General features: G+C 74.8%; 22 protein-coding genes. 11 read left to right on the top strand and 11 right to left on the bottom strand.

Annotation, left to right across the window (positions count from 1 at the left end):
• Positions 1 to 43 precede the first annotated feature (43 nt).
• The 6 genes from ACI797_RS04505 to ACI797_RS04480 all read left to right on the top strand — a co-directional run bounded on the left by ACI797_RS04505 (position 44) and on the right by ACI797_RS04480 (position 5,701).
• Complete coding sequence (locus ACI797_RS04505) at positions 44 to 976, top strand: acyl-ACP desaturase (protein ID WP_456857307.1); 933 nt, start codon at positions 44 to 46, stop codon at positions 974 to 976.
• A 55-nt stretch (positions 977 to 1,031) separates the two neighbouring features.
• Positions 1,032 to 1,823, top strand: coding sequence for an exodeoxyribonuclease III (locus ACI797_RS04500; protein ID WP_456857306.1), 792 nt, complete (start codon positions 1,032 to 1,034; stop codon positions 1,821 to 1,823).
• A gap of 76 nt (positions 1,824 to 1,899) precedes the next feature.
• On the top strand, positions 1,900 to 2,325 hold the full coding sequence (locus ACI797_RS04495) for an ester cyclase (protein ID WP_456857305.1): 426 nt from the start codon (positions 1,900 to 1,902) through the stop codon (positions 2,323 to 2,325).
• Positions 2,326 to 2,391: 66 nt separating this feature from the next.
• Positions 2,392 to 3,480, top strand: a complete 1,089-nt coding sequence (locus ACI797_RS04490) for a spore photoproduct lyase family protein (RefSeq protein ID WP_456857304.1) — start codon at positions 2,392 to 2,394, stop codon at positions 3,478 to 3,480.
• An 11-nt stretch (positions 3,481 to 3,491) separates the two neighbouring features.
• The gene (gene yaaA / locus ACI797_RS04485) at positions 3,492 to 4,280 is read left to right on the top strand and encodes a peroxide stress protein YaaA (RefSeq protein WP_456857303.1); all 789 of its coding nucleotides are present in this window, start codon (positions 3,492 to 3,494) and stop codon (positions 4,278 to 4,280) included.
• Positions 4,277 to 5,701, top strand: a complete 1,425-nt coding sequence (locus ACI797_RS04480) for an amidase (RefSeq protein WP_456857302.1) — start codon at positions 4,277 to 4,279, stop codon at positions 5,699 to 5,701. The genes yaaA and ACI797_RS04480 overlap by 4 nt, the downstream gene beginning before the upstream one ends.
• A gap of 48 nt (positions 5,702 to 5,749) precedes the next feature.
• Here ACI797_RS04480 and ACI797_RS04475 read toward each other — a convergent pair whose 3' ends face one another.
• From ACI797_RS04475 to ACI797_RS04460, 4 genes are all read right to left on the bottom strand, one after another.
• A complete protein-coding gene (locus tag ACI797_RS04475) occupies positions 5,750 to 5,938 on the bottom strand; it encodes a hypothetical protein (protein WP_456857301.1) in 189 nt (62 codons plus the stop codon).
• 284 nt (positions 5,939 to 6,222) lie between these two features.
• Complete coding sequence (locus ACI797_RS04470) at positions 6,223 to 11,157, bottom strand: NAD-glutamate dehydrogenase (protein WP_456857300.1); 4,935 nt, start codon at positions 11,155 to 11,157, stop codon at positions 6,223 to 6,225.
• 58 nt (positions 11,158 to 11,215) lie between these two features.
• Complete coding sequence (locus tag ACI797_RS04465; protein WP_456857299.1) at positions 11,216 to 11,587, bottom strand: phage holin family protein; 372 nt, start codon at positions 11,585 to 11,587, stop codon at positions 11,216 to 11,218.
• Between the two features lie 101 nt (positions 11,588 to 11,688).
• Positions 11,689 to 12,063: a nuclear transport factor 2 family protein gene (locus tag ACI797_RS04460; RefSeq protein ID WP_456857298.1), complete on the bottom strand. Its 375-nt coding sequence runs from the start codon at positions 12,061 to 12,063 to the stop codon at positions 11,689 to 11,691.
• An 88-nt stretch (positions 12,064 to 12,151) separates the two neighbouring features.
• On the opposite strand from ACI797_RS04460, the gene ACI797_RS04455 reads away from it, so the two are divergent.
• From ACI797_RS04455 to ACI797_RS04445, 3 genes are read left to right on the top strand one after another with little or no spacing between them, the layout of a single operon-like run.
• Complete coding sequence (locus ACI797_RS04455; RefSeq protein WP_456857297.1) at positions 12,152 to 13,336, top strand: AAA family ATPase; 1,185 nt, start codon at positions 12,152 to 12,154, stop codon at positions 13,334 to 13,336.
• A 28-nt stretch (positions 13,337 to 13,364) separates the two neighbouring features.
• Positions 13,365 to 14,129, top strand: coding sequence for a ZIP family metal transporter (locus ACI797_RS04450; RefSeq protein ID WP_456857296.1), 765 nt, complete (start codon positions 13,365 to 13,367; stop codon positions 14,127 to 14,129).
• A gap of 9 nt (positions 14,130 to 14,138) precedes the next feature.
• Positions 14,139 to 15,035 carry an alpha/beta fold hydrolase gene (locus ACI797_RS04445; protein ID WP_456857295.1) on the top strand — a complete coding sequence of 299 codons (897 nt, stop codon included), beginning with the start codon at positions 14,139 to 14,141 and terminating at the stop codon, positions 15,033 to 15,035.
• Here the strand turns inward: ACI797_RS04445 and ACI797_RS04440 are convergent.
• On the bottom strand, positions 15,032 to 15,253 hold the full coding sequence (locus ACI797_RS04440) for a hypothetical protein (RefSeq protein ID WP_456857294.1): 222 nt from the start codon (positions 15,251 to 15,253) through the stop codon (positions 15,032 to 15,034). The two genes, ACI797_RS04445 and ACI797_RS04440, sit on opposite strands and share 4 nt — an antisense overlap.
• Before the next feature lie 180 nt (positions 15,254 to 15,433).
• Here ACI797_RS04440 and ACI797_RS04435 point away from each other — a divergent pair, with 180 nt between their 5' ends.
• Both ACI797_RS04435 and ACI797_RS04430 read left to right on the top strand, forming a co-directional pair.
• Positions 15,434 to 17,125 (top strand): SpoIIE family protein phosphatase, encoded by a 1,692-nt coding sequence (locus ACI797_RS04435; protein ID WP_456857293.1) that lies wholly within the window; start codon positions 15,434 to 15,436, stop codon positions 17,123 to 17,125.
• 108 nt (positions 17,126 to 17,233) lie between these two features.
• Entirely contained in the window at positions 17,234 to 17,683 is a 450-nt protein-coding gene (locus ACI797_RS04430; protein ID WP_456857292.1) for an ATP-binding protein, read from the top strand.
• 91 nt (positions 17,684 to 17,774) lie between these two features.
• Here ACI797_RS04430 and ACI797_RS04425 read toward each other — a convergent pair whose 3' ends face one another.
• From ACI797_RS04425 to ACI797_RS04400, 6 genes are read right to left on the bottom strand one after another with little or no spacing between them, the layout of a single operon-like run.
• Positions 17,775 to 18,263 (bottom strand): hypothetical protein, encoded by a 489-nt coding sequence (locus tag ACI797_RS04425; RefSeq protein ID WP_456857291.1) that lies wholly within the window; start codon positions 18,261 to 18,263, stop codon positions 17,775 to 17,777.
• Positions 18,260 to 18,622 (bottom strand): response regulator, encoded by a 363-nt coding sequence (locus ACI797_RS04420; protein WP_456857290.1) that lies wholly within the window; start codon positions 18,620 to 18,622, stop codon positions 18,260 to 18,262. The genes ACI797_RS04425 and ACI797_RS04420 overlap by 4 nt, the downstream gene beginning before the upstream one ends.
• 26 nt (positions 18,623 to 18,648) lie before the next feature.
• The gene (locus ACI797_RS04415; RefSeq protein ID WP_456857289.1) at positions 18,649 to 19,167 is read right to left on the bottom strand and encodes a chemotaxis protein CheX; all 519 of its coding nucleotides are present in this window, start codon (positions 19,165 to 19,167) and stop codon (positions 18,649 to 18,651) included.
• Entirely contained in the window at positions 19,164 to 19,550 is a 387-nt protein-coding gene (locus ACI797_RS04410) for a response regulator (protein ID WP_456857288.1), read from the bottom strand. The genes ACI797_RS04415 and ACI797_RS04410 overlap by 4 nt, the downstream gene beginning before the upstream one ends.
• Positions 19,551 to 19,552: 2 nt before the next feature.
• A complete protein-coding gene (locus tag ACI797_RS04405; protein ID WP_456857287.1) occupies positions 19,553 to 20,377 on the bottom strand; it encodes a CheR family methyltransferase in 825 nt (274 codons plus the stop codon).
• A complete protein-coding gene (locus ACI797_RS04400; RefSeq protein WP_456857286.1) occupies positions 20,374 to 21,495 on the bottom strand; it encodes a protein-glutamate methylesterase/protein-glutamine glutaminase in 1,122 nt (373 codons plus the stop codon). Before ACI797_RS04400 ends, ACI797_RS04405 begins: the two co-directional genes overlap by 4 nt.
• Positions 21,496 to 21,791: the final 296 nt, after the last annotated feature.

Below are 21,791 nucleotides of genomic sequence, written 5' to 3'. Positions count from 1 at the left end.
GGCGGCGTAGGTTACGCGGTCGTAGGGATGTCCGGAGGTGGTCATGTCGAGCACGTCGCCGCAGAGTGCGGTCCTGATCGAGCTGGAACCCGTGGTGGCGCAGAACCTCGACCGCCACCTGTCGCTGGCCAAGGAGTGGCACCCGCACGACTACATCCCCTGGGACGAGGGCCGGAACTTCGCCTTCCTCGGCGGCGAGGACTGGGCGCCGGATCAGTCGCGGCTGGACGAGACCGCCAAGGCCGCGATGATCACCAACCTGCTCACCGAGGACAACCTGCCGAGCTACCACCGCGAGATCGCCACCCGCTTCGGCAAGGACGGCGCCTGGGGCCAGTGGGTCGGCCGGTGGACGGCGGAGGAGAACCGGCACGGGATCGCGCTGCGCGACTACCTCGTCGTCACCCGGGGGGTCGACCCCGTGGAGCTCGAGCGGGCCCGGATGGACTACATGACCACCGGCTACGACTCCGGCGACAAGACCCCGCTGGAGGCGATCGCCTACGTCTCGTTCCAGGAGCTGGCCACCCGGGTCTCGCACCGCAACACCGGCCGCGCCACCGGCGACCCGATCGCCGACAGGCTGCTCGCCCGGATCGCGACCGACGAGAACCTGCACATGGTCTTCTACCGCAACCTCATGGCGGCGGCCTTCGACGTCGACCCGGACCTGGCCATGCAGGCGGTGACCAAGGAGGTCGTCGGCTTCGAGATGCCCGGCGCCACCATGGCCGGGTTCCGCCGCAACTCCATGCTGATCGCCAAGGCCGGCATCTACGACCTGCGGCTGCACCACGACGAGGTCGTCAGCCCGGTGCTGCGCGCGTGGAAGGTCTTCGACCGCACCGACCTGGGCCCGGCCGGGGAGAAGGCGCGCGAGGAGCTCGCCCTCTTCCTCGAGGGCCTGGACGCGCAGGCGACCCGCTTCGTGGAGAACCGCGAGCGCTCGCGCGCCCGCGCCGCCGCCCGGTCCTGACGCGGAGTCCCAGGGCGCGGAAGACGCGTCCCCGGGACTCCGTATGGTCGGTCGGGTGCGGCTGGCCACCTGGAACGTGAACTCCATCCGGACCCGGGCCGACCGGGTCGCGGCCTGGCTCCAGCGGCGGGACGTCGACGTCCTGGCGCTGCAGGAGACCAAGTGCCGCGACGACCAGTTCCCCGAGATGGTGTTCAGCGCGCTCGGCTACGAGGTCGCGCACGTGGGCCACTCGCAGTGGAACGGCGTGGCGATCCTGTCGCGGGTCGGCATCGACGACGTCGAGATCGGCTTCCCCGGGCAGCCGTGCTGGGGCGAGAAGTCGGAGACCGAGGCACGGGCGCTGGGCGCGACGTGCGGCGGCGTCCGGGTCTGGAGCCTGTACGTGCCCAACGGCCGCACGCCGACCGATCCGCACTACACCTACAAGCTCGACTGGCTCGCCGCGCTGCGGTCGACGGCCGCCGGCTGGCTCGCCGCCGATCCCGGCGCCCAGGTGGCGCTGGTCGGGGACTGGAACATCGCCCCGCAGGACGACGACGTCTGGGACATGCGGGTCTTCGCGAACTCCACGCACGTGACGCCGCCGGAGCGGGACGCGTTCCGGGCGGTCGTCGACGCCGGGTACGCCGACGTCGTCCGGCCCCACGCGCCCGGGCCCGGGGTGTACACGTACTGGGACTACACGCAGCTGCGCTTCCCGCGCCGCGAGGGCATGCGGATCGACTTCGTGCTCGGCTCACCCGCCCTGGCCGATCGGGTGACCGGGGCGCTCATCGACCGCGAGGAGCGCAAGGGCAAGGGCGCCAGCGACCACGCGCCCGTCGTGGTGGAACTGGCGGGCTGACGGAGGCGGAAGGGCCCTGGTGCCCCGGGGGGGTGCGGTGCCAGCGTTCCCGGCAGCCGAGCACCCGGGAGGAACCATGGCCGCGTCCGCCGCTCGCGTCGAGGAGGCCCGCCTCCGGTGGAACGCCGGGGACCTGCCCGGCTACCTGGAGCTCTACGCCGACGACCTGAGGTTCCACGGGGCCTCGCCGGAGCCCCTGGACAAGGCCTCCCTCGCCGAGTTCTACCGGACGCTGTGGGCGGCGCTCGGCTCCCCGGAGCGGCCCAACCCCCAGCTCGAGTTCCACGAGGCCCTGGTCGACGGCGACTACTACAGCTGCCGGTTCACCGTGGCCGGCGAGCACCGCGGCGAGTTCCTCGGCGTGCCGGCGACCGGCCGCATGTACGTGCTGCCGGGCATCACGATCATGCGGTTCCAGGGCGACCAGGTGGTCGAGCGGTGGACGACGGCCGACTTCCTCGGCCTGATGGTGCAGATCGGGGGCGTGCCCGCGCCCGTGTGAGCCGGGTGCCCGACGTCACCGGGCCGCCGGGCAGGCGATCCCCCCGCGGGGGCGTTCTCCCTGGTGATGGCCGCCGCCCCGCTCCCCGCCCCCACCCGCCTGTGGACGCCGCGCCGCGTCCTGGTCACCCGCTCCGCCGCCGAGCGGCCGCACGGGCAGCGCGTCCTGCGCCGGCTGGAGGCCGCCGGGGTCCGGGACGTCGACCTGCTGCCCGGTGACCGGCTGCCGTCCCTCCGCGGCGACGGCGACCGCGCGGCGTTCACGGCGGCCAAGGACACCCTCGCCGTCGTCGTCCCCCCGCCGTCCAAGCGCCGGCTGCAGCCGATCCCGCCGTCCGCTGACTGGCGCTTCGACCTGGCCGAGGGGTGCCCGGCGCACTGCCAGTACTGCTACCTCGCCGGCTCGCTCTCGGGGCCACCGATCACCCGCGTGTTCGCCGACCTCGACGAGGCGCTCGACGACCTCGACGGGTACGTCGGCCGGGGGGTCGTGACGTCCGGCACGGCGGAGCGGGGTGGGGAGGGGACGACGTTCGAGGCGTCCTGCTACACCGACCCGCTGGCGCTCGAGCACCTGACCGGCGGGCTCGCCACGATGATCGGCCACTTCGGCACGCACCCCTGGGCGGGTCCGGTGCAGCTGCGCGCCACGACCAAGTTCGACGACGTCGCCGGCCTGCTCGACCTACCGCACGGCGGCCGCACCCGGCTTCGCTTCTCCCTGAACGCGGCCGCGGTGGCCCGCCGCTTAGAGGGCGCCACGTCGCCCGTCGCCGGGCGGATCGCGGCCCTCGGCGCCGTCGCCGCCGGCGGCTACCCGGTCGGCCTGACCCTCGCGCCGATCATGCCGGTCGACGGGTGGCGTGAGGAGTACGGCGCCCTGCTCGACGCGGTGGCCGCGGCGCTGCCGGCCGGGGCCGACCTGACCGTGGAGTGCATCACGCACCGGTTCACGCTCGGCAGCAAGGCGACGCTGCTCGACTGGTACCCGCGGACGAAGCTGGAGATGGACGAGCAGCGGCGGACCACCAAGCGGGGGAAGTTCGGGTCGGTCAAGCACGTCTACCCAAAGGAGACGATGGCCGAACTGCGGAGCTGGTTCGAGGCGGCGGTCGCCGACCGCCTGCCGCAGGCCCGCTTCCTCTACTGGACCTAGTCTGGCTTCTCGTGCTCGTGCTGCTCCCCCCGTCCGAGACCAAGTCGCCGGGCGGTTCCGGCGCCCCCCTCGACCTCTCCTCCCTGTCCTCGCCCCCGCTGACCCCCGCGCGGGCGCAGCTGGTCGAGGCGCTGGTGGCGCTCGCCGACGACGTCCCCGCGTCCCGGGCCGCCCTCGGTCTCTCGGCGCAGCAGGACGGCGAGGTCGCCCGCAACGCCGCGCTCCGCACGGCGGCGACCGCGCCGGCGCTGGAGCGCTACACCGGCGTCCTCTACGACGCCCTCGACGTCCGGTCGATGACGAAGGCGCAGCGCTCGCGCGCGGCCGGCCGGCTGGCCGTCGGGTCGGCGCTGTTCGGCCTGGTGCGGGACGGCGACCGGATCCCCCCGTACCGCCTCTCCGCGGGCTCGCAGCTGCCCGGGCTGCCCACGCTGCGGGCGCTGTGGAAGCCGACGCTCGGCGCGGTGCTGGCCGAGGTGGACGACCTGGTGGTGGACCTGCGCAGCGGGTCGTACGCGCAGCTGGCGCCGGTGCCGGGTGCGGTCACGGTGACGGTGCTGAGCGAGCGGCCCGACGGCTCGCGGGCGGTGGTCAGCCACTTCAACAAGGCGCACAAGGGCCGGCTGGCGCGCTTCCTGGCGACGACGACGGCCGAGCCCGCCGACGCCGGCCGGCTGCGGGCGCTGCTCCGGCGCAACGGGTGGGCGGTCGAGTCCGGCGGCGGCGACGCGCTGACCCTCGTCGTCCCGGCCGACCAGGTGGTCACGACGCGCGCCCAGCGTGGGAACCTCGCGGGGTGAGCCTCCACCCAGACGCAGAACTCTGCTCCCGGCCGGCGACGGAGCTGGCCGGGCTGGTCCGCACCCGCGAGATCTCCGCGCGCGAGCTGCTGGACGCCCACCTCGACCGGATCGAGCGGGTGAACCCCGCCGTCAACGCGATCGTGACGCTGGACGTCGACGGCGCACGAGCGGAGGCTGACGCCGCCGACGCGGCGCTGGCGGCCGGCGAGGACGTCGGCCCGCTGCACGGGCTGCCGGTGGCGCACAAGGACACCCACGCGACCGGCGGGATGCGGACGACGTGGGGCTCGCCGCTGTTCGCGGAGACGGTGCCGGCGCGCGACGAGCTGGTGGTGGCCCGGCTGCGGGCGGCCGGTGCGGTGCGGGTGGGCAAGACGAACGTGCCCGAGTTCGCGGCCGGCTCGCACACCTTCAACCCGCTCTTCGGCGTGACGCACAACCCGTACCGGCAGGGGCTGTCGGCGGGCGGGTCGAGCGGGGGAGCGGCCGCCGCGCTGGCCGCCGGGCTGGTGCCGCTGGCCGAGGGGTCGGACATGGGCGGCTCGCTGCGCAACCCGGCGGCGTTCTGCAACGTCGTCGGGCTGCGGCCGACGCCGGGGCGGGTGCCGACCTGGCCGTCGCCGCTCGGCTGGTCGACGCTGTCGGTCCAGGGGCCGATGGGCCGGACGGTGGCCGACGTCGCGCTGCAGCTGTCGGCGATCGCCGGGCCGGACCCGCGGGTGCCGATCTCGCTGGAGACGCCGGGGTCCGCGTTCGGGGAGCCGCTGGACGTCTCGCTGGCCGGTCTGCGGGTGGCCTGGGCGCCCGACCTCGGCGGCCGGGTGACCGTGGACCCGGCGGTGACCGCCGCGCTGGCGCCGTCGGTGCAGGTGTTCGCCGAGCTGGGCGCGTCGGTGGAGGAGGACTGCCCGGACCTGTCGGGTGCCGACGACGTGTTCGGCACGCTGCGGGCCTGGCTGTTCGAGCAGGCGCACCTGGAGAAGTCGCGCCGGCACCCCGAGCTGGTCAAGGAGAGCATCCGCTGGAACGCGGAGATGGGCGCGAAGCTCACCGGCGCCGACGTCGCCCGGGCCGAGGTGGCGCACACGCAGCTGTACGAGCGGGTGGTGGCGTTCTTCGAGCGCTACGACGTCCTGCTGGCCCCGACGACGCAGGTGCTGCCCTTCCCGGTGGAGCTGGAGTACCCGACCGAGATCGGCGGGGTGCCGCAGGAGAACTACCTGGAGTGGATGCGCTCCTGCACGGTCATCACGCCCACCGGGTGCCCCGCGCTGTCGGTGCCGGGCGGCTTCACGCCGGACGGCCTGCCGGTGGGGCTGCAGATCGTGGGACCGCCGCGCGCCGACCGCCGCGTGCTCGAGGTGGGCCACGCCTTCGAGCAGGCGACGCGCTTCGGTGAGCGCCGTCCGCCCCTCTGAGGCGTTCTACGACTCTCTAGCCGTCCCGCTAGACGGCCCGAGACGCCCTTAGCGCAGCCGGAGAACCCGTGCCGGCGGCCGCTCCTCGTCGGAGAGCCGACGAGCCCTGACGTCCCCCAGGATGTGGTCGCCGTCGTCGGCGAGGCGCCACAGGCGGCTCGTGCGCCGCCATCGGCTCGACCACTCCCACCGCTCGACCGGGCGTCGTAGCTGGGCGGCGAGCCAGTCGAAGACCACGTCGGCGCGCCCGCGTGGGGAGAGATCCGTCGCCGTCAGCTCAGCGTCCCGCTGCGCGTCGAGCAGGAACCCGCACGTCTCCCACGCGGCGACGAGCCAGGGGCGGGCCGTCGTCCCGGAACTCGACGCACGCCTGGATCGTCGGACACGCCTCACCGGCAACCCTCGCGTCATGGTCGCGACCCGCGGGCGACGTCCTCCCTCGCCGCAACAGGTCCTCCCTCACGCCGCACCGTAGGGGAGGAACCTCTGCGATCAGCTCAGCTGATCGTGACCACCGACAGTCAGCGGCGGCGGAGGCCGCGCAGGGTGCGGACCGCCACCAGCAGCTCGGCCAGCTCCTGCCGGTCCCCGGACGCGATGTCGGTCAGCTGCGCGGCGGCGCGGCGCTGGCCGGCGTCCCAGCCGGACGCCCACGTCCCCACCAGGTCGGCGGGGCTGTCGTCGTCCCCGGCCCGCAGCGCCAGCACGTCGGCGGTGAGCGCGGCCTGCTCGGCGGCGAGGTCGTCGCGCAGGGTGGCCCGCGCCATCGAGTTCCACCGCCGGTCGCGGGGCAGCGCGATGATCAGCTCCCGCAGCGGCACCAGCGAGAGCCGGTCGGCCAGCCGCTGCATCACCTGGCCGGCCTGGGCGATGGGCGCGCTGGTCCGCTCGGCGACGACAGCGAGGTCCAGCGCCGACGGCAGCAGGGGAGCGGCCGCGACCTGGGCGGCCAGCTCGGCCGGCACCCCGGCCGACTCCAGCCGGGCGGCCCGCTCGGCGTAGGCGTGCGCCTCGGCGCCGAGCAGCCAGTGCGGCAGCCCCGCGCGGACGGCGGCCACCGACGGGCCGAACCGCTCCGTCACCGCGGCCAGGGACGCCGGCTGCTCGCCGGTCAGGTCGGGCAGCCGCAGCAGCCAGCGCGCCGCCCGCTCGGCCAGCCGGGTCGCCTCGGTGCGCAGCTCCACCTGCGCCGTCGCCGGCACCTGGTTGTCCAGCGGCCGCACCGCCGACCACAGCCGGTCGACGTCGAACACGGCCAGCGCCACCACGTGCGCGCGCACCACGGCGGCCAGCGGCACCCCGGTCTCCTCGGCCAGCCGGAACAGCCCGGTGACCCCGGCGACGTTCACCGCCCGGTTCGTCACCGCCGTCGCCACGATCTCCCGCCGCAGCGGGTGCGCGGTCAGCGCGGCCGGGAACCGCGCCCGCAGCGCCGTCGGGAAGTACTCGACGAGCAGGTCCTCCAGCGCCGCGTCGTCGGGCAGCGCCGAGGAGAGGACGGCGTCCCCGGTCTCGAGCTTCGCGTAGGCCAGCAGCACCGACAGCTCCGGGCCGGTGAGCGCCTGACCGTCGCGCCGGCGCTCGGTCAGCCCGCGCTCGTCGGGCAGGAACTCCACGGCGCGGTTGAGCCGCCCGCCGCGCTCCAGCGCGCGGATGAACCGCTCGTGCGCGTCGAGCAGCGACCGGGCCGAGCTGACCTCGGTGGCCAGCGCCGCGTTCTGCGCGTGGTTGTCGGTCAGGACGGCGGCGGCGACCTCGTCCGCCATCTCGCCGAGCAGCGCGGCCCGGCCGGCGGCGTCGAGCGCGCCGTCGTCCACCACCCGGTTCAGCGCGATCTTGATGTTGACCTCGTGGTCGGAGGTGTCGACGCCGGCGGAGTTGTCGATCGCGTCGGTGTTGATCCGGCCGCCGGCCAGCGCGTACTCCACGCGCCCGCGCTGGGTCAGGCCGAGGTTGCCGCCCTCGGCGACCACGCGCACCCGCAGCTGCTCGCCGTCCACCCGGACGGCGTCGTTGGCCTTGTCGCCGACCTCCAGGTCGCTCTCGTCGCGCGCCTTGACGTAGGTGCCGATGCCGCCGTTGAACAGCAGGTCGGCCGGCGCCAGCAGGATCGCCCGGATCAGCTCGGTCGGCGTGAGCGTGTCGACGTCGTCGTCCAGGCCGAGTGCCGCCCGCACCTCCGGCGAGACCGGCACCGCCTTCGCCGTCCGCGGCCACACCCCGCCGCCCGCGCTGATCAGCGCCGGGTCGTAGTCGGCCCACGACGAGCGGGGCAGCGCGAACAGGCGGCGCCGCTCGGCGAACGACGCCGCCGCGTCGGGGGAGGGGTCGACGAAGACGTGCCGGTGGTCGAAGGCGCCGAGCAGCCGGATGTGCTCCGACAGCAGCATCCCGTTGCCGAACACGTCACCGGACATGTCGCCGATCCCGACGACGGTGAAGTCCTCGGTCTGCACGTCGACGCCGAGCGCGCGGAAGTGCCGGGTGACCGACTCCCAGGCGCCGCGGGCGGTGATGCCCATGGCCTTGTGGTCGTAGCCCACCGAGCCGCCCGAGGCGAAGGCGTCGCCCAGCCAGAACCCGCGCTCGACCGCCACCCCGTTGGCGATGTCGGAGAACGTCGCCGTCCCCTTGTCGGCCGCGACGACGAGGTAGGTGTCGTCGCCGTCGTGGCGCACCACCCGCTCGGGCGGGACGACCCGGCCCTCGACCAGGTTGTCGGTGAGCGACAGCAGCGCCCCGATGAACAGCTTGTAGCAGGCGATGCCCTCGGCCAGGACGTCGTCGCGCGAGGCGCCCTCGCCCGGCGGGCGCTTGACCACGAACCCGCCCTTGGCGCCGGTCGGCACGATGACGGTGTTCTTCACCATCTGCGCCTTGACCAGGCCCAGCACCTCGGTGCGCAGGTCCTCCCGGCGGTCCGACCAGCGCAGCCCGCCGCGGGCGACCGCGCCGAAGCGCAGGTGCACGCCCATCACCCGCGGCGAGCTGACCCACACCTCGCGCCACGGCCGCGGCTCGGGCAGGTCGGGCACCTGCGACGGGTCGAGCTTGAGGGCCAGCGGCGGCGGGTGGGGGGAAGGCAGGGCGTAGTAGGTGGTGCGCTGGGTGGCGACGACGGCCGCCAGCAGCGCCGACAGCACGCGGTCGGCGTCGAGGGAGGCCACCTCGCCGATCGACCGGCGCAGCGCGGCGATCAGCTCCTCCTGCCGCGCCGCCCGCCCGGAGTCGCGGCCGGGGGAGAAGCGGGTCTCGAACAGCGCGACCAGCCGGCCGACGATCTCGGGGTGCGCGGCCAGCGTCGACTCGACGTAGCCCTGCCCGAACGGCAGCCCGGTCTGGCGCAGCCACTGCACGTAGGCCCGCACCACGGCGACCTGGCGCCAGTTCAGCCCGGCGAGCAGCACCAGCGCGCCGAGCCCGTCGTCCTCGGCGTCGCCGCGCCAGACGGCGGACACCGCCTCGGTGAACCGCTCGGGAAGCGAGCGCAGCAGCGGCAGGTCGGCCACCGTCGTCGTCAGGCCGAAGTCGTAGATCCAGGCCAGCGGGGCGCCGATCCGGTCGATCTCGTACGGCCGCTCGTCGACGACGTCGACGCCCATGTGCTGCAGCACCGGCAGCACGTCGGAGAGCAGCAGCCGCTGCCCCACCCGGTAGATCGTCAGCCGCCGCTCGGCGGGGTCGGCGCCCTGCGGCGACCACAGCCGCAGCGCCATCCCACCCGGCTGCAGCTCCTCGAGCCGGCCGATGTCCTCGACCGCGCGGGTGGCCGGGAAGTCCTCCTGGTAGGCGGCCGGGAAGGCGTCGGCGACCCGGGCCAGCAGCCGCTCGGCCTCGACCGGCTCGTGCACCGCGTGCAGGGCGTCGGACAGCTCGTCGGTCCAGCTGCGGGCGACCGCGGCCAGCTCGGCCTGCAGCGCCTCGGCATCGACGTCGGGCGGCCTTGGCGCTCCCCGGCGGCCCTGCGGCACCCGGACGACGAAGTGCAGCCGGGTGAGCACCGACTCGGTCGACCAGGCGGTGTACTCGATCGAGGTGCCGCCCAGCCGCTCGAGCAGCACCTGCTGCATGCGGGTGCGGACCTCGGTGGTGTAGCGGTCGCGCGGCAGGTAGACCAGCGCCGACCAGAACCGCGCGGCCGGGTCCCGGCGCAGGAACAGCCGGGTCTGGCGGCGCTCCTGCAGGTAGAGCACCGCCATGGCGACCGGTAGCAGCTCGTCGGTGGTGACCTGGACGAGGTCGTCGCGCGGGTAGGTCTCCAGGACGTCGAGCAGCGCCTTGCCGGTGTGGCTGTCGGCCGGCACGCCGGAGCGGGCGATCACCTCGGCCACCCGCCGCCGGACCAGCGGCACGTCGAGCACGCTGGTCGTGTACGCCGCGGTGGGGAACAGCCCCACCAAGCGGTGCTGGCGGGGGTTGCCGTCGGCGTCGGGCAGGGTGACGACGACGAGGTCCATCCAGGCCCGCCGGTGCACCGGCGAGCGGGCGTCGGCCTTGGTGACGGCGAGCAGCCGCCCGCCGGTCGAGCGCCGGGCCTCCGGGGCGGCGAGGACGGCGGCGCTCATGTCGGTGTCGCTGCGCAGCACCCCCAGCCCGGTGCCGGGGACGGCGCGCACGGCGCTCTTGCCGCGCGAGGGCGCCGGCTGCACGTCGCGGGCGCCGAGGAAGACGAAGTTGCCGTCGGCCAGCCAGCGGAGCAGCGCCGCGGCCTCGGTGGGGTCGTCGGCCGGGTCGGCGGCCGGATCGGCGGCTCCGGCGCGCGCGCCGGCCTGCTGCTCCAGCCGGTCGGCCAGCTCCAGCGCCCGGGCGCGCAGCTTGCCGGCGTCCTCGTCGACGGCCCGCACGTCGGCCAGCACCGACCGCAGCCCGGCGACCAGGTCGTCGGCGGCCTCGTCGTCGAGCGGCCCGTCGAGGACGACGGCCATCCACGACTCGGGCACCGCGTCGGGTCCCAGCCCGTCGGGGGAGGCGGTGTCGCAGAACTCGCGGATCCGGCCGGTCACGTCGCGGCGGACGACGACCACCGGGTGCACCACGTGCGCCAGCCCCACGCCCTGGCGGACCACCTCGGCGGTGACCGAGTCGACGAGGAACGGCATGTCGTCGGTGACGATCCGGACGATCCCCCGACCGTCCGGGAGCCGCTGCACGTCCACGGTCGCCGAGCCCTGCGGGCGGACCTCGGCCAGCCGCATGTGGCCCAGCGCCAGCCCGGCCAGCTCCACCGGGTCGTGGCCGAGCACCTCGGCCGCCGGCTCGCTCCAGTAGTAGCGCTGCAGCAGCGCGGGGACGTCGCCGGGGGAGCAGCCGGCCGGGAGCGCCCCCTCGCCGGCGGCCGTCTCCGCGGCCCGGTCCAGCAGTTGCCGCTTCTCGGTGCGCTCGGCCTCGAGCACGGCGAGCTCGGTCGGAGCACCGTCCCCCGTGGTGGCCGGAGCAACGTCGGTGGTGCTCCCCATGGAGGCCCACGCTAGTGCCGCGCGGGGCCCCCGTCACGGCGACCCGGCGCGTGCGGCGTCAGCGGTCGAGCACCTGGTCGGCGACCCAGCCGACGACGGCGAGGATGAGCCCGCCGAGGAGCGCCGTCCCGAAACCGGCGATGTCGAGGCGATCGGTCACTCCCGCCGTGATGGCCAGCAGGGCCGCGTTGATGACCAGCAGGAACAGGCCCAGGGTGAGGATCACGAACGGCAGCGAGAGCAGCCGCAGGATCGGACCGACGATCGCGTTGATCACCCCGAAGATGAGCCCGATCCACAGGTAGGTGCCGAACTCGCCCAGCGGGCCGTCGGGGTTCGGGATCACCTCCAGGCCTTCCGGGATGTGGAAGTAGGCCATCCCGTAGAAGGCCGCCGCGAGGATGACGACCTTCAGCACGAACTTGATCACGGGGGAACGCTAGCGCCCCCACCTGTGCCGAACCCGCATCTGAGCCGTTCTACCGCTCTCTAGCGTCGTCCGTAGAGAGCCGCAGACGGACCTGTCGCGGCTCAGGGGAGGGGCGTCTGGGTGTAGACGGCCAGCCGCCAACCGTCGCCGTCCCGCACGTAGGTGCTCGTCATGGCCCCGGTGAAGGGTGGCCCGGACTCCTCCCGCCAGGCGCGGGCGGTGTAGACCAGCACCGCGGCGCCGTCCCCGGCGGGCACCACCCGCGCGCTGTCGAGCTCGAAGCGCTGCCAGGGCGGGGAGCCGCGCAGGGCCTCCAGGACCGCCGCCCGGTCGGCGACCGTGCCGTTGGCCAGCACCATGACGCCGTCGTCGGTCATCAGCGACCCGTAGAAGTCCGCCCCGCCGCCGTCGCTCAGGGCCTGCCAGCCGCGGTGCTCCAGCTGGAGCAGGTCCCGGGTCAGCTCGTCGTCGGTCATGGGGGGTGGGCTGCCCGCGCGCGACACGCGCTACACCGTTCTACGGATGTCTACGGCGGTCGCTAGACGGCGCCATACGGTGCTCGACGTGGACCCCGTGCGGAACCCCTACGCCCCCGGCGCGGGGCAGCGGCCGCCCGAGCTGGCCGGCCGCGACACCGAGCTGTCGGCGTTCGACGTCGTGCTGGAGCGGATCGCCCACGGCCGGCCCGAGCGCTCGCTGGTCCTCACCGGGCTGCGCGGGGTGGGCAAGACGGTGCTGCTCAACCAGCTGCGCTCGGCGGCGATCGGCCGCGGCTGGGGGACCGGCAAGATCGAGGCGCGCCCGGACCAGTCGCTGCGCCGTCCGGTCTCCTCGGCGCTGCACATGGCGCTGCGCGAGCTGCGCCACCCCGACCAGGACTCGATGGACGCCGTCCTCGGCGTGGTCAAGGCCTTCGCGCTGCGCCAGCAGCCGGACGCCAAGGTGCGCGACCGCTGGCAGCCGGGCATCGACGTGCCCCCGGCCAGCGGCCGGGCCGACTCCGGCGACATCGAGATCGACCTGGTCGAGCTGCTCAGCGACGCCGCCGGGCTGGCCGCCGACGTCGGCAAGGGCATCGCGCTGTTCATCGACGAGATGCAGGACGTGCAGCCCGACGACGTCTCGGCCGTCTGCGCCGCCTGCCACGAGCTCTCCCAGCAGGGCGCGCCGCTGATCGTCGTCGGCGCCGGCCTGCCGCACCTGCCCGCCGTGCTCAGCGCGTCCAAGAGCTACTCCGAGCGGCTGTTCCGCTACCTGCGCATCGACCGGCTCGACCGGGTGGCCGCCGACCGCGCCCTGCTGGCCCCGGCCGAGCGGGAGGACGTCACCTTCGAGGCCGACGCCCTCGACGCCCTCTACGCCGCCGCCGACGGCTACCCGTACTTCGTGCAGGCCTACGGCAAGGTCACCTGGGACGTCGCCGCCGCCTCGCCGATCACCGCGGCCGACGTGGCGATGGCCGCCCCGGTGGCCGAGGCCGAGCTGGCGGTCGGCTTCTTCGGGTCCCGCTACGACCGGGCCACCCCCGCCGAGCGGGAGTACATGCACGCCATGGCCGAGCTCGGCGGTCCGCAGGGCACCGCCGTCGCCACCTCCGAGGTGGCCGTCTCGCTCGGGCGCAAGCCGGCGTCGCTCTCGCCGGCCCGCGACTCGCTGATCAAGAAGGGCCTCGTCTACTCCGCCGAGCGCGGCCAGATCGCCTTCACCGTGCCCCACTTCGGCCGCTACCTCCTCTCCCACCCCGAGTAGAGGAGCTTTTTCGGGCTAAGGCCCACCGGTGCCGGTGTGGCTGGAGGCGGGGCTGTGGGGGCTGCTGGGCGGCGCGGCCCTGGTGCTGGGTGCGCTCGTCGCCTGGTTCGCCCGCGTGCCCCAGGCGGCGATCGCGTCGGTCATGGCGTTCGGCTCCGGCGTGCTCATCTCCGCCGTCGCCTTCGACCTCATGCAGGAGGCCGCGGAGACCGGCGGGCTCGCGGCGGCCGCGTTCGGCTTCCTCGCCGGCTCGCTCGCCTACGTGGGGGCCAACGCCCTGCTCGCCCGCCGCGGCGCCCGGCACCGCAAGCGCTCGGGCGGGGACCCCGAGGAGGACATGCCCAGCGAGCAGGAGCAGGCGGGCAGCGGGACGGCGATCGCGGTCGGGGCCCTGCTCGACGGCATCCCGGAGTCGGTCGTGCTCGGCATCGGGCTGCTGAGCGGCGGCGGGGTGAGCCTGTCGATGCTGGCCGCGGTGTTCATCTCCAACGTCCCCGAGGGCCTCTCCAGCGCCGCGGGGATGAAGCGCAGCGGCCGCTCGGCGCGGTACGTGTTCGGCCTGTGGGGCGGGATCGCGGTGGTCAGCGGTCTCGCGGCGCTGGTCGGCTACGCCGCGCTGGGCAGCGCGTCGCCGGAGGCGGTCGCGTGGATCACCGCCGTCGCGGCCGGGGCGATCCTGACGATGATCGCCGACACGATGATCCCCGAGGCGTTCGACCGGACCCGCACGTGGACCGGGGTGATCGCGAGCGTGGGCTTCCTGGTGGCCTTCGCCATCGAGGTGGCCGGGTAGGAGACCGCCATGACCGAGCCGCGCGATCCCGAGCTGACCACCGTGCCCGTGGCGGGCGGCAACCTCGCCGTGCTCCGCTGGGCCGCCGACGCCCCGGGCGCACCGGTCGCGGTGCTGCTGCACGGCATCACGTCGAACGCCCTGGTGTGGGCGCGCGTCGCCGCCGAGCTGGCCGGGGAGTTCGAGGTGCTCGCGCCGGACCTGCGCGGCCGCGCCGCGTCGGCGGGGCTGCCACCGCCGTACGGCCTGGCGGCCCACGCCGACGACCTGGGCGCCGTCCTCGACCGGTACGGCGACGCCGTCCTCGTCGGCCACTCGATGGGCGCCTTCGTCGCCACGCTCGCCGCCTCCGGCACGGCCCGCTACCGGGTGCGCGGCCTCGTCCTCGTCGACGGCGGCCTGCCGTTCCCGCAGCCACCCGGCGAGGACGTCGACGCGATGCTCGCCGCGCTGCTCGGCAGCACGCTGGACCGGCTGGCCACCACCTTCCCCGACCTGGCCGCCGTCCGGGCCTACTGGGCGCGGCACCCCACCGTGGGGCCGTGGGTCGACGTCCCCTCCGTGGCCGCCTTCCTCGCCCGCGACGTCGCCGGCTCGCCGCCGTCGCTGCACAGCACCGTCGTCCCCGAGGCGGTGCGGGTCGACGGTGGTGACCTGCTCGCGAACGAGAGGGTGCTGGAGGCGACCGCCGACCTCCCCGTCCCGGCCACCCTGCTGTGGGCGACCCGGGGCACGACAGACGTGCCGCCCGGCCTCTACGACGAGGACCGGCTGGCCCGGCTCGGTGCCGACCGGCAGGGCGTGCGCGCCGTGCCGGTGCCCGGCACCAACCACGACTCGATCGTGTGGGCCGCCGAGGGCGTGGCCGCGATCGCCGCCGCGGTGCGCGCCGGCGGACGGCGCTAGCGGGCCGGCGGCACGACCGGCGGGAGCCGCTCGGGGCCGGCCTCCGGCGGCCGGGGACCGCCCAGCGGGTGCGCCCGCACGGCCAGGACGGCGACGTCGTCCTCCACCCGCTCGCCGACCAGCTCGGCGAGCAGCCGGTCGCACAGCTCGGGCAGGGGAGCGGCGGCGGAGTCGGCCAGCAGCCGGCGGACGCGGTCCCGCCCCTCGTCGAGCGGCATGCCGCAGCCCCACTCCGCCCTATCGGCGTGCCGCGCCGGACGTGACCGTTTCGTGCCCGCCCCCGCGCCGCCGATCCTTGGCAGCGGGCGTGACCGCGGCCACACTCTCCCTGTCCTCCCGGCCCACGACCGGGTGAGCTCCGACAGCGGGGTCGACGACGACCGACGGTGGGGGGCGAGGTGCCACCCGAGCAGCAGTCCCCGGCGGAGCTCCCCGAGCCGGAGCCCCCGCTCCTGCGCGTCGTGCCCGGGGCCGGGCCGGGGCTCCCCCAGGAGGCGCTGGCCGACGTCCTGGAGTCGATGCCGGCCGCCTTCTTCCTGCTCGACGCCGGCTGGCGGTTCACCTACGTGAACGCCGCGATGGACCGGATGCTCGTCGAGCCCCGCGCGGAGCTGCTCGGCCGGTCGATCTGGGAGATCTACCCCCGGATGGTCGGCAGCCGGTTCGAGACGGCCTACCGGGAGGCCGTCGCCACCGGGGAGGCCGTGGCGTTCGAGGCGCCGTACGTCGGCGAGCGCAGCGGCTGGTACGAGGTGCGCGCCTGGCCCGGCCCGGAGGGACTGGCCGTGTACTGGCTCGACGTCACCGACCGCCACCGGGCGCAGGACGCCGCCCGCCGCGCGACCGCCCGGATCGACCTGCTGGCCCGGGTGAACGCGGAGGTCTCCGGAGCCCTCGACGGCGTCTCCGCGCTCGGCCGGCTCGCCCGCCTCGTCGTCCCCACGCTCACCGACGCCTGCATCGTGACCGTCGTCGACCGGGACGGCCGGGCCCGGGACGTCGGGTCGTGGCACGCCGACGACCGCCGGCGGGAGCTGCTGGACCGCTACGCCGCGGTGCGCCTGGACACCCTGCCGCCGTCGTCGCCGGTGGCGCAGGCGCTGACCGGCGGGACGTCGGCGACCGAGCCGGTCGCCGACGTGCTGGCGCTCATGGATCCCGGCCCCGCCCGCGACCTCCTCGAGCGGCTCGGACCCGAGCGGGCGAGCGTGCTGCCCCTGCCCGCCACCGACCGCACCGTCGGCGTCCTCACGCTCTACCACGACCCCGGCCGGGTGGTCGGCGAGGAGGACCTGGACACCGCCCGGGAGGTCGCCGCGCAGGCCGGGCGGGCGATCGAGCGGGTGCACCGGCAGAACCAGCAGGCACAGCTCGCCGAGGCGCTGCAGCGGAGCCTGCTCACCGACCCTCCGACCGTGCCGGGGACGGAGGTCGTCGTCCGCTACGTGCCGGCCGCCGAGGCGGCCCGCGTCGGCGGCGACTGGTACGACGCGTTCCTGCTCCGCGACGGCACACCGGTGGTCGTGATCGGCGACGTGGTCGGGCACGACACCGCCGCGGCGGCCGCCATGGGGCAGCTGCGCGGCCTGCTGCGCGGCATCGCGCACCACAGCGGCGCCGGCCCCACGGAGGTGCTCCGCGGCCTCGACGAGGCCATCGCGTCGATGCACACCGGGACGCTCGCCACCGCCGCCGTCGCCCGGCTGACCGGTCGGGACGGCGGACGGGTCGGGCTGCGGTGGGCCAACGCGGGTCACCCGCCGCCGCTCGTCCTCGCGCCGGACGGCGGGGTGAGCGTGCTGGGCGACCGGGTCGGCGACCTCATGCTCGGCGTCGACCCGGCCGCGGAGCGCGCCGAGCGCGCCCACGACCTCCCGGCGGGCGCCGTGGTGCTGCTCTACACCGACGGGCTGATCGAACGGCGGGGCCGCACCATCGACGCCGGACTCGAGCAGCTGGCGGGACACCTCGCCGCGCTCGCCGGCCGCCCGCTGGCCGAGCTCTGCGACGAGCTGCTCGACCGCATGCTCGCCGGCACCCCGCAGGACGACGTCGCCCTCGTCGCCGTGCGCCTCCTCTCCCCCGGGTGAGGGGGGACCTCGCCTGCGGTCGCCCCGGCGTGGTTGGGCGAGCGGCTTCCTGGGCACCGGAGAAGTGGTCCTAGCAGACGGACAACGACCGGAGGAGGCATGGCTCGCATGACCTGGCCATTACGGCCGTTGCCGGATGGTCGCGGGGAGGTCTGGCGCTGGCATCTCGGGACGATCGGGGAGCTCCCCGCCGCACGGTCGGTGCTGCGCAGCAAGCTGGGCGACGTCGGTCTCCCGCGCGACCCCGACGATCCCGCCGCCGAGCAGCTCGTCCTCGCCTTCGACGAGCTGGCCTCCAACGCGCTCCGGCACGGCGGGACGCCGGTGGTGGCGACGGTGGTCGCCGGCAGCGGCGGCTGGCTGCTCGACGTCAGCGACCGCGACCCCGAGACCATGCCCTCCCCCGCGGTCGACCGCGACCCGGCCCAGGGCGGCCTCGGCCTGCACCTGGTGGCCCGGCTCTCGGTCGCCCACGGGTGGTACTTCGACGGCAGCTGCAAGCACGTGTGGGCCTGCCTGCCCAGCGAGCACGATGACCGGGGTCCCCCGCTCGTGTGACGGTTGGTCCACGTGCAACAGAGGGCGTGCGCCCGGTTCCGGGGAGGAACCGGGCGCACGGCCTCTGCGCGTGGTGCAGGGTGCGGCTAGCTCACGGCAGGACGAGGCTGAGGCCGCCCTTGCCGTAGCCGGGGACCTCGATCACGAGGTCGATCCGGTTGAAGTTCGCCAGCATGCCGGCGACGTCCGGGTCGAGGTCGTCGCCGGGGGCGAAGAGCTTGTGCAGCTTCGAGTGCGGGGCGCCCGGGGTGTTGAACATCGCGGAGAGGACGTTCACCACCTCGTGCAGCGCCTCGGCCATGAGGCCGGTGAGCTCGCCGTCCTCCTCGACCGCGTCCCGGCAGCCGCCGGGGGGCAGCAGGGCCAGCGCGCCGCCGGTGTAGGCGGAGGCGGCGAGGTCCATGACGCACAGGGCGTTGATCGCCATGTGCGGGTCGACGTAGACGGCGACCGAGACCGGGCTGGTCGGCGTCGGGGTCACCGGACCGCCGGGGCTGACGGCGACCGGCTTGCCGAGCAGGCCCGCGAGCATGTCGCGGACGTCCTTGGCCGCCGGCAGCTGCACGGTCCCGGTGGTCACGCGATCACCCCGTCGAGGACGTCCTTGAACGTCTCCTCGGTGAAGGGCTTGGCGATGAGGAACAGGGCGCCGGCGTCGGCGGCCTTGTCCCGCATCTCCTGCGAGCCCTCCGAGGTGACGAAGCCGAACGGGACGCTCGACCCCGAGGAGCGCAGCGCCTGCAGGCACTCGATCCCGGTCATGTTCGGCATGTTCCAGTCCGACAGGATCAGGTCGGGCTGCTCGGAGCCGACCTTGGCCAGCGCGTCGGCGCCGTCCTCGGCCTCGACGATGTCGTGGTCGTCGTAGCCGGCCTGGCGCAGGGTTCGGATGACGATCTGCCGCATCACGCGGCTGTCGTCGGCGACGAGGATCTTCACAGGGACACCTCTTTCCGTGATGCGGATCAGTTGGAGGAACCGGGCAGGGCCGGGAGGGCACCCTGCACGGAGATGGCGACCGGCTGGCCACGCCAGAGGACGTCGACGCGGACGAGGTCGGCCGGGTTGCGGACGGCCGGCGCGTCGCCGACCTCGGGCAGGCCGAGCCCGGACGGACCGGGGAGAGCGGCCTTGACGTTGCCGCCGACGACGTTGGCGATCTCGCCGAACGCGTCGGCGACGTCCTCGTGCTCCAGCAGCTCGGGGGCGGCCTCGCCGAGCAGCGCCCGGGTCAGCTCGGCCGCGGTCTGCCGGCCGGTGGTGAGGACGACGCTGCCGGTCCACGGGCCGACGACGTCGACCCAGCTGGACAGGACGTCGGCGGGGAGCTCACCGGGCAGCGGGACCAGGTACTCGTCCTCGCCGACCAGGGCGACCCAGGCCTCCCCGGCGATCGACTCGATGGTGGGCTCATCGATCAGCTCGGTAATGAGGGGACGGGCGTCGCTGGCGCGACGGCGCTCCCCGGTGTCGAGAGTGGTCACAGGGAGACGACCTCCTCGGGCAGCAGGCCGAGCAGCGCGAGCTTGTGGCGGATCGCGTCGGCCGTGAACGGCTTGATCACGTACTCGTGGGCGCCGGCGGCCAGCGCGCGCACGATCTGGGTGTGCTCGCTCTCGGAGGTGACCATCATCATGGTCATCGAGCGCCAGGCCGGGTTGGCCCGGACGGCCGAGACGAACTGGAGGCCGTCCATCACCGGCATGTTCCAGTCGATGGTGGCCAGGTCGGGGACCCAGCCCTCGTCGAGGACGTCGAGCCCCTCGCGGCCGTGGCCCGCGTCGCGGACCTCGTAGCCGAGGTTCTCCAGGATCTGCGTGACGATCCGGCGCATGGCGCGGGAGTCGTCGATCACCAGTGCACGCACGTTCAGGCCCCCTTCAGCGGGCGGTAGGCGGAGCTGCGGCCGATGACGACCCGCTCCCATGAGTCGTCGACACCGAGGGTCGTCTCCGCGGCGCCCAGGAAGAGCCAGCCGTCGGGCCGCATGAGCTCCCGCACCCGCCGGAGGATCGACTGCTTGGTGCCGAGGTCGAAGTAGATGAGGACGTTGCGCAGGTAGACGACGTCGAACGGGCCCATCCGCGGCAGCGGCGCGGCCAGGTTGCACTCCGAGGCGGTGACCATCCGCTTGAGGGCAGGGGCCACCTCCCACTCGCTGCCGGCCCGGGCGAAGTGCCGGACGAGCATCGGCGCGGGCAGGCCGCGGTTCACCTCGAGCTGGGTGAAGCGCCCGGCGCGGGTGCGCTCGACCATCTCGCGGGACAGGTCGGTCGCGGTGATCGAGACCCGCGCCGCCGCGTTGGGCAGCGCGTCCTCGAGCAGCATCGCGATCGTGTACGGCTCCTGCCCGCTGGAGCAGGCCGCCGACCAGATCTTCAGCGGCTCGGCCGGACCGCGGGCGGCCAGCAGCGCCGGCAGCACCGTGGACGTCAGCGCCGTGAACGGGTCGCCGTCCCGGAACCAGGACGTCTCGTTCGTGGTGAGCGCCTCGACGATCCGCCGCGTGGCGTCCGGGTTCGGCCGGGTGCGCACGGACTCGACGAGCTTGCCGACGTCGTCCAGGCCCATCGTGCGGGCGATCGGCAGCAGGCGCGCCTCGACGAGGTACTCCTTGCCCGGCTGCAGAACGATCGCGCTCTCCTTGTGCACCAGCTGGCGCACCCAGTCGAAGCTCGTGGTCGCAAGTGTCATCGCCGGCCTCCGACGGTTGCTGGGGTGGGGGCGGCCGCGGTCAGGCCGGACAGGTGCCGGCCGATCGCCTCGGCGACCCGGTCAAGGGGGAGGACCTCGTCGGCGTAGCCGGCCTGTGTGACGGCGCCGGGCATCCCCCAGACCACGGAGGTCGCCTGGTCCTGGGCCAGCACCGTGCCGCCGGCGGAGCGGATGGCGCCCGCGCCGGCGCGACCGTCGGAGCCCATGCCGGTCAGCACGACACCGAGGACGGCGCCGTCGTAGGCGGCCACGGCCGAGCGGAAGAGGGGGTCGACCGCGGGGCGGCAGAAGTTCTCCGGCGGGTCCTGGGTCAGGGCGGTGTGCGGCCCGCGCGCCGACGTCCGGACCACGAGGTGCCGGTCGCCGGGCGCCAGGTGCACCGTGCCGGGCTGCAGCGGGGTGCCGTCGACGGCCTCGACGACCCGCAGGGCGCACAGCCGATCCAGGCGCTGGGCGAACTGGCGGGTGAAGACCGGCGGCATGTGCTGCACCAGCAGCACCGGCACCGGCAGCGACGCCGGGAGCGCGGGCAGCACGCGGGCCAGCGCCTCGGGGCCCCCGGTGGAGGAGCCGATGACCAGGACGGCGGGCTTGCGCGGCGGCCCGCTGCGCGGGGCCGGGCGGGGCGGGGCCACCGCGACCGGGGCGGCGGCTCGCGGGCCGGGGCCGACCGGCCGGCCCAGCAGGGCCTTGATCTTGGGGATGAGCTGCTCGCGCACGCTCTCCATCGACTGGGCCACGCTGCCGACGTTGGCCGGCTTGGTCACGTAGTCGTTCGCGCCGGCGGAGAGCGCGTCGAGGGTGGCCGACGCGCCGCGCTCGGTCAGCGTGCTGAACATGATGATCGGGACGCGGCTGTGCCCTGCCCCGCCCACCCGGCCCCGGATCGCCCGGACCGCCTCGATGCCGTTCATCTCCGGCATCTCGATGTCCATGGTGACCAGGTCGGGCTTGAGCTGCTCCAGCTTCGCCAGGGCGACCCGCCCGTTGACGGCGGTGCCCACGACCTCGATGGCGGGGTCCTCGGACAGCACGTCGGTCACGATCTTGCGTACGACGACCGAGTCGTCGACGACCATCACCCGGATCGGGTCCACGCCTGCCCTCCTGCTTTCTGCTGGACGCCAGCCCAGCAGGCTGTCGTTTTCTGTATCGGCATCCACCACTCGCCCTTGAGCGGGAAATGCGCGCAATCTGCAGATCCCCTGAATTGCGAGATCAGCAGCGGAATTGCCCCCAGGTGCCGGCGGCGACCGGGGGCACGCCGGTCGAGGTGCCCCCGGACCGGTCCGTCGGGGACGACGGGCTGCGGGAGCCGGCAGGGCGGCGAGGGGCCATGGGGGTCCGTCCGGGCGAGCCCTCGCGCCGGGTCACCGGCGCTGCGGGGGCGGCT

The sequence above is a fragment of the Geodermatophilus sp. SYSU D00691 genome, assembly GCF_054050275.1.
The sequence above is the reverse complement of the archived record's forward strand: the minus strand, read 5'-3'. Positions and strand labels throughout refer to the sequence as shown.